Source organism: Coleofasciculus sp. FACHB-712, from assembly GCF_014695635.1.
Classification (GTDB): Bacteria; Cyanobacteriota; Cyanobacteriia; order Cyanobacteriales; family FACHB-T130; genus FACHB-T130.
Genome location: NZ_JACJOQ010000374.1, coordinates 1 through 7,569, shown reverse-complemented (window position 1 = coordinate 7,569; position 7,569 = coordinate 1). Strand labels below are relative to the sequence as shown.

Here is a 7,569-nt window from a genome sequence, read left to right as displayed (position 1 = left end):
AGCTGTCGATACCATTCCAAATATGCCCTTGGAGATTCAAAAAAGCCTTGATAATCGGGATGCAGCAATCCCATATTTGGAGTTTCAACTGGCGGCGGAATTTCTCCTACCTTTAACTGCAAATATTTCTCTGCCAGCGTCCAGAACATCGACGCGACATTTTCTGTTCCACCAGCGTTCCAATAACCGTAAATAATTAGCCAGTTGCGTAAGTCTTGCACTTTCTGCACTGGCACAAATTTTAATAACTTTGGCCCAACTTTCAAAAAGCTAATATAACCGGCAAGTTTGTCTTCTTCTCGCCCGTTGCTGAATTTGTCGAGAATAAATTTAACTGGCTTGGGCATCCCCTTGGGTTTGTCGCCAATTTTGAACGCGCCTATCTGAGTGAGGCTCATCAATTCCAAGGCTGACTCGAAAACGAGGCGAATCGGAATATTTTGCACCCTTTGGCACAACCACATGACTTGGTCGTAATCAAATAGCAGACTGCCGAAAAAGACATCTGCTCCTTGGAGTGCGGCTTCTACGGCGTCTGGTTCCGTCGTGAGGGCGCGATCGCTAAACACCCGAATATCCAACTCCGGACACCTAGCCTGAGCCAAATGAGCTGCCTTCCGGTACAAGTCAGCGTTGAATGATTCAAAGCCAGCAATTAGAACAATGCGTTTCATGCCCAGAGAGATTAAAGGTTCCTACTTTCGATCTTAAGCAGGAACCTTGGGGATGGGACGCCTAAGCCCACCCCGACCTCAGATTGCTTTTAGTAACTCGCCCTGAGCATCCCGCTGAAGATATTAAAGTTCTTATCAATCAAACCGATTAAACTCTGAGCATTAGAGAGCGATCGCGGTGGGTTAGAAATCAGCGTATCTAGGGCAATCAAGCGATTAAAATCAACTCTGATGTCACCAGTCCGCTCGGTTTTCCCATCGCTTTCATAAAACTTGACCCCCGCCTTCTTGTGCATAATCTCAATCAACTCCTGCGCCATGATGCCATAGCCAATGGTAGTGGGATGAATACCATCCAAAGAGAATAAGCCGCCTTGAGTGCGACCTGTTGCATCAGATTTAAAAAAGCGGGAATCTGGTACAGGTGAAAGTGCCTGAAGCTCAGGTGGCAACTCGTACTGACCACCCACTTCATCCCACCAAGTCGGTCTGGCTTCGGGGTCTTGAATATAGCGCCTGGATGCCAAGCGATCCAACAAGCCAGCCATTTCAAACAGATACCAATCTCTGCCTTCCTGTCGAGCCTGACGCACCGCATCGGTTATATAGTCGTTGTACTGGTCGATGGCACTATCGATTGCTCGTGCCTCCTCCTCTGTCAGGTACGGGTGCTTATCCGGATCGAATTCTTCTTCGGTAAGCCAAGGCAAGGAGTAGTAAGGGAAGTATCGAGATCCCGGATTAGCTTTATTCCCCTCTTTATTTTTGTTGATACCACGGGCAAAAGGAACGATCGTGACGTGAGGAACCGTTGCCAAGATTACATGGCGAGCACGGATTTGCTTAACTTCCTCAACCAGCTTGTCCAGTTCAGCCTTAAAGTGAATCGGACGCCAGACAGTATAGCGATCGTTGACAGCCATATCGTCATAGCCTTCTTTGGTCCAGGCCGCCTTGAATGTCAGAATACTACCCAGCGCATTATTGCCACCGATGACAACAAGCAGCGTTTCAATGCCGTCTTCACCGCTTTCTGGTGTTCCCTCAGCGCCCAGTGCTGCCGCCGCTTGTAGTGGCGTCAGCGCGTTGCCTTGTGCATCTCGTGCCGAATTCAAAACTCGGATGGCAGCGCGTTCGTTATGATACTCGACAACCTGCCGGAGATAATCGTCTTTGGGGGGATTTTTCCGAATGATGTCTAGGCAAATGTCCGCAGTGCGCGACAGGGTATTCCGCAAATCCCAGCCATAGACTGCCAGGTTGTGATTAATCCCGCGTTGAATGGCGAAGCGGGAGCCTGCGTCACGTTCCCAATAATCCTCTACATCGTCCATGTAGTGGCGGATAAACAACAGCGCTGGGGCGAAATCCAACCAGTTGATATCACCAAACTCCCGATCGAGTTGTCGAGCCAGATGTTCTAGGTTCAGCGGAAATCCATCTCCTGGGCCGTCGTAGGTGGGATAACGCATCTGGTTAGACCAGCCCATTTCCTTGGCAATCATCATCGGATAGGAGAGGCTAGTATTGAAGATTGCCCCACTTTGAAAGCCGTGAGAGAGAGAGTCCCCAATCGTGACCAGCCGATGCTTAGGAGTTCCTTGTCTACTCACTTCAACGGCAATACCCAGGCTGGGATCTGTAATGGGTTTTCGCGCCTGTGCCTGAATAATTACATCGTCTGGCGTGCGATCGCGCATCCGATTTCCAGAGTCTGCCATAAAGTCTCCTTATTAAAAAAAGCGAACATTCGTTACCAGATGCTCCACAACCGATGAGATAAAATCCGGAATTTGTGTTAAATCAGCAGCGGTTTCAAATTAGCCGATAGAATCTCTAAGACGATAAGATTCAATTAAATATTGTAGCAATTTGTAACAATATTTAAATCTTTTATTTGAAAACTGGACAGAAGATTAGCTAGAGGTTTTACTATAAAAGCTACCTCAAGTTCAAGAAAATTTAATTTAATAGAAAAACCAGATAATTAATTAACTATTAATTATTATAAGTTGGAGGATTGATTTCAGGTATAAGGTATTTTCCAATAATTACCTTATTGGAATTAAATAGGAAGATAGACATATGACGGAAATAATAACTAAAATTATATCATCGAAATTTATTAAGCATTAAGTTATAAAATGCAAGTGTATCGCACAAGCAGTGTAACTCTCATCTGCTGCGTTCTTTTGTAGCGTTAAAATAGCACAAAAGCTAGACTTGCTCGATGGCTTTTTTTTTTGCTAGTTAACAGAAAAGTTAGCAATATTGAATTCAGGTGGAATCTATGGCTTTTAATATCAGTGCGCTGAAATTACCCACACTCAAAATCGGCTCTAATGGAGCAGCAGTCAGTGCTTGGCAAAGCTTTTTAAAAGAGGCTGGTTATCCGATAGGAACCGTTGATGGAGACTTTGGCAAGATTAGCGATACAGCTACCCGTAGTTATCAGCAAAGGAATAACTTGCCGGTTAATGGAGTTGTGGATAATACCACCTACACCAAAGCTTTGAGCGACGGTTTTCTTTATAAAGTTCCCAATCTTACGGCAGCAATGTTGCTTGCTTATCTGCGCTTTGGCGAGGCAGAGGTTAAAGATTTACAAAAGTCTTTGAATACTATATTGGTTCCCGACTTAACCGTAGATGGAGACTTTGGAGCTAGAAGTAGCCAAGGGTTAGCCCAAGCTTATCTCCAAAGAGATGTGCGCTTGCGTGATGAATTGGAAAATCTACTTTCTGCAACGACTAAGCAGAAATTAGGCGCAGATTTTATCCCAGCAATGGATATCCTCAACGCCTATGCCAAAAGAATTCGATTTCGCTTGAGTGGACCGCATTGGTATGACAACTTTCCGACTAGCCGCTCGATTTCTGATTTAGCTTCACCTTTCCGAGAAAAAGTAGCAGCTTTTCAAAAAGCTTTAGTTGATGCGGGTGCCCAAACTATTATTGCCGCGACCTATCGACCTCCCCAAAGAGCTTATATGATGCACTATTCGGCTCGGATTAGTCGAGGAGAAATCAGAGCAGAAAATGTACCAAATATGGCGGGAGTTGACATTGAATGGGTACATTATACGAACGCTGTAGCTGTACAAGCCGCACAACTGATGGTAGATGAATTCGGCATTGGCGGGAATCCGGTGGCTCTAAAATCTCGCCATACTGAAAGGCTAGCCATCGATTGGAACATTACCTGGGAAGGAATTCTAAAAATAAAAAAGAGAGATGGCACCCTGGTGAATATTGGCGCTCCCACGAATGGTGCCAACAATACGGCTCTCTATAGTGTGGGTGCATCTTATGGCGTATTTAAGCTAGCAAATGACCCGCCCCACTGGTCAGTTGATGGTCGCTAAGGCTGAGGAGTTTTTTGAGTTAAGATTTTGAGTTTAGATTGTAGAGACGCGATTTATTGCGTCTCTATTTATCGATAGTTCAGAAATTTAGATTGGGCAACAGTAAAGCAAAATGGTATGAAAACAAAAGGTAAACTTTGCTGATTGCCGAACATCTACCCAACTGAGAGCTATGCAAGTTCAAAGATTTGACCTTAGCGCGGTTATCATCCGCACTACAGCGATCGCTCTACTGGCATTAATCCCTGGCTGTTCATCCGATCCATATACAGAATCAGCACTCCAGCCAACCAAATCCTCGAATCGCGCCGCTACTACAGCAGAAGTGGGTTTAGCACGCCACTTGAAGCGCACCAAAGCCAAATTTTACGGCGCATATTGGTGCCCTTTCTGCACAAAACAGAAAGAACTGTTTCCAAAAGAGGCGCTTGGCTATATAAACTACATCGAGTGCGATGCGGGCGGTAAAAATCCGCGTCCAGACCTCTGCACGAAGGCAAAAATCAAAGGCTTTCCCACTTGGGAAATTAAGGGGCGGCGTTACTCAGGTCTGCTTTCTTTAGAAGAACTCGCCGAGCTATCCGGGTATAAAGGCGATCGCAACTTCCAAAACCGAATTTGATCCGTGTCGCCAAACGCTTCGCTCAAACGAACAATGCCATGCCCCTCCGATGGTTCCCTCATTGTGGCTGCACAGCGGCTGGAGAGGAAATGGGTTGTGCTTGTCCGGCTTGTACTAGAGCTTGATAAATTGCAGCAGCTACCTCAGCACGAGTCGCCGCTTGATTCGGTTTGAGCAAGTTTTGATTCGGATAGTTAATCACAAGACCGGCTGCTGTAGACGCTGCGACACCTTGGGTCGCGTACTTAGGAATCTCCTTGGCGTCTTGATAAGTCTGCAAAGCTTGAGCCGGATTGGACGGTGGTTTCAGCCCTAAGCCGCTAGCAAGCGCAACCAAAACTTGCGCTCTCGGAATTTCTTGGTTTGGGAGAAACCGATTTCCCGGATATCCTTTCAAAAAACCCGTTGCCACAGCTTGCTTGATTCCAGCTTCAGCCCAGTACCCAGAGGGGACATCTTTAAAATTCAAAGCATTCTGAGCCGGTTTTTGACCAAAAGCTTTTCGCAACGGAGCCGTAAATTCTGCTCTCGTGATCGGTTGATCGGGGCGAAAAGTGCCATCGGTGAAACCCGCGAGGATGTTGCGTTCAACTAGCGCTTGAATGTAAGGACGCGCCCAGTAATTATCGGGCACATCGGAAAAGTCGATTGGTTTAGCTGGGGCAGAAGCTGTGGGGGCTGGTACGGGAACAACCGCCGCTGGCGCAGAAGGCGCGGGTACTGTGGCGGGGGCGACTGACGGCGCTGGGGCGGAAGGCGCGGGTACGGGTACGGGAATAATCGGGACGCTTCCCGATACCGTGTTTGGATCGTCCGGTATGAGTAGCGTTGAGTTTGGGTCGCTCGGTGAAGCAGAAGGTGCCGGAACCGTTTGCTGGGTGGGCGATTCTCCGGGTATCACCGTTGTTGGTAGCGGCGCTGCTGGCTTTGGACTCGCCGTGGCGTCAGGAGTCGGCAATCCGGTCAAATTCAACCCTGGCTCCCTTCTACCAATTGACCAGAAGAAAATCGTGCCAATCACGCCGAAGGCAACAACAATGCCAATCAACTCATCAAAGCCAAGCCGAGAGGAACGTGGATCGGGGGGAGGTGATGTCATTTACCTGAGTTCATGCAGCAAGTAGCTTATACCCTAAAATGCCTAGCTAAGTCATCCTTCTTAAAGCAAGAATTAAAAATTTTTGGAGGACAGAGTATGAAACTTGTTTTAATTGAAAGTCCTGGCAAACGGCAGAAATGGCAGAAAAGCCTTGGTTCTGGCTACCGAGTGATGGCAAGCATGGGTCACGTCGTTGAGCTGGCTAAAGACGGGGAAGATGCACTGGGATTTGACCTATCAGGCGATCGCGTTACTTGTCGATTTGTCCCCCGTGGCGACCGAGGCAAAAAGGTTCTCACAGAATTAAAACAAGCCGTCAAATCAGCAACCGAAGTTATATTTGCAACAGACCCAGACCGGGAAGGGGAGGTAATTTCTTGGCATCTCGCACGAGAACTCAAGGTAAAAAATCCCCGGCGCGTAGTGACGAGCGAGATTACAGAAACTGCGATTAAAAAAGCAGTGAGCAAACCCCGTCCCCTCGACCAGAACTTAGTAGATGCAGCTCTTCTGAGGACGTGTCTCGACAAGCTAGTTGGCTTCAGAGGCTCCCCTCTCGTTTGGTCGCTCAAAAACGGAGCCAAGTCAGTCGGTCGGGTTCAAAGCGCAACCTTGCACCTATTATGCGATCGCGAGAGAGCGATTACAGCCTTTGTCCCTGAAGATTACTGGTCTGTTTACGTTGACTACGCCGAGGGTTTTCGAGCCTTTTATGCCGGACAAGTGAATCGTTCCGATGAGCCTGAAGTAGAGGAAACCGATGATTCTGAGTCTCCTGACAGCAAAAAAGCTGCTGAAGGAACCAGAGTGACAACACAAACTCAAGCGGATCAACTGGTAGCGACGGCGAAGAGTCATCCTCATCAGGTAGTCAGCACCCAAGGTAAAGTGAGTTTCAAAAAACCACCCGCCGCATTTACTACCAGTTCCCTTCAGCAGGCAGCAGGAGCGCGTCTAAAGCTGAATCCAGAGAAAACAATGCAAGTGGCGCAAAAGCTGTACGAACAAGGATACATCACCTATATGCGTACAGATAGCCCAACTTTATCTGAGGAGTTTTGCGCTTCGGTGCGAAAGTATCTGGAGCAAAATGACCCAGAGAATGTCCCCCAAAAGACGACTGTTCGTAAAAGTGCAGCGCTGTCCCAGGAGGCGCACGAGGCAATTCGACCGACAGAGATTACCCGGCTACCATCCGTCATTAAAGCAGAGTTAACACCCGAAGAAGCTGGATTGTATGATTTGATATGGCGACGCGCGATCGCTTCTCTCTGTCAACCAGCGCGACTCCTGAAGACGAAAATTGTCACGAAATCTGGTAGCGTCACTTGGCAAGCTTTGGGTCAGGTGCTACAGTTTGAGGGCTATCTGCGCTACTGGCGAGATATTGGTTCAGATCAAGTGTTGCCGACCCTGAAAGAAGGGCAACCTCTGACCTGTACCCAAGCGGGTGCCGATCAGAAGCAGACAATGCCACCACCCCGCTATTCTGAGTCTAAGTTGATTCAGGTGATGGAGAAACAGGGGATTGGGCGTCCTAGCACCTATGCTCCGACGGTAAAGACTTTGAAAGAGCGGGAGTATGTGGTTCTGAAGAAGGCGTTGCTCGTTCCGACCCAGCTAGGGATGGAAGTTGATGAGTTTTTGGGTCGGGTGTTGCCTGAGCTGATTCGTGCAGATTTCACGGCAAAGATGGAGCGGGAATTGGATGCGATCGCTCACGGTAAGCTGGACTGGCAAAAGTATTTGACTAGCTGGAACCGCGACTATTTTGCCCCAGCACTCAAGAAAGCCGGGGCAAAAATTCCCG

At 47.9% G+C, this 7,569-nt stretch carries 6 protein-coding genes; 3 read left to right on the top strand and 3 right to left on the bottom strand.

Annotated elements, in window-relative coordinates:
- Together H6F50_RS10355 and H6F50_RS10350 are read right to left on the bottom strand one after the other, a co-directional pair.
- Positions 1-674: DUF3479 domain-containing protein (locus H6F50_RS10355; RefSeq protein ID WP_190428633.1), on the bottom strand; the 674-nt coding region annotated here is incomplete at its 3' end.
- Positions 675-763: 89 nt separating this feature from the next.
- Complete coding sequence (locus tag H6F50_RS10350) at positions 764-2,395, bottom strand: hypothetical protein (RefSeq protein WP_190428632.1); 1,632 nt, start codon at positions 2,393-2,395, stop codon at positions 764-766.
- Positions 2,396-2,964: 569 nt separating this feature from the next.
- On the opposite strand from H6F50_RS10350, the gene H6F50_RS10345 reads away from it, so the two are divergent.
- On the top strand, positions 2,965-4,038 hold the full coding sequence (locus H6F50_RS10345) for a peptidoglycan-binding protein (RefSeq protein WP_190428631.1): 1,074 nt from the start codon (positions 2,965-2,967) through the stop codon (positions 4,036-4,038).
- Between the two features lie 172 nt (positions 4,039-4,210).
- Complete coding sequence (locus tag H6F50_RS10340) at positions 4,211-4,660, top strand: hypothetical protein (RefSeq protein WP_190428630.1); 450 nt, start codon at positions 4,211-4,213, stop codon at positions 4,658-4,660.
- Between the two features lie 58 nt (positions 4,661-4,718).
- On the opposite strand, the gene H6F50_RS10335 is transcribed toward H6F50_RS10340, so the two are convergent.
- Positions 4,719-5,759, bottom strand: coding sequence for an S-layer homology domain-containing protein (locus H6F50_RS10335; protein ID WP_190428629.1), 1,041 nt, complete (start codon positions 5,757-5,759; stop codon positions 4,719-4,721).
- A 96-nt stretch (positions 5,760-5,855) separates the two neighbouring features.
- Here H6F50_RS10335 and topA point away from each other — a divergent pair.
- The coding region (topA, locus tag H6F50_RS10330; RefSeq protein WP_190428628.1) for a type I DNA topoisomerase at positions 5,856-7,569 on the top strand (1,714 nt) is incomplete at its 3' end.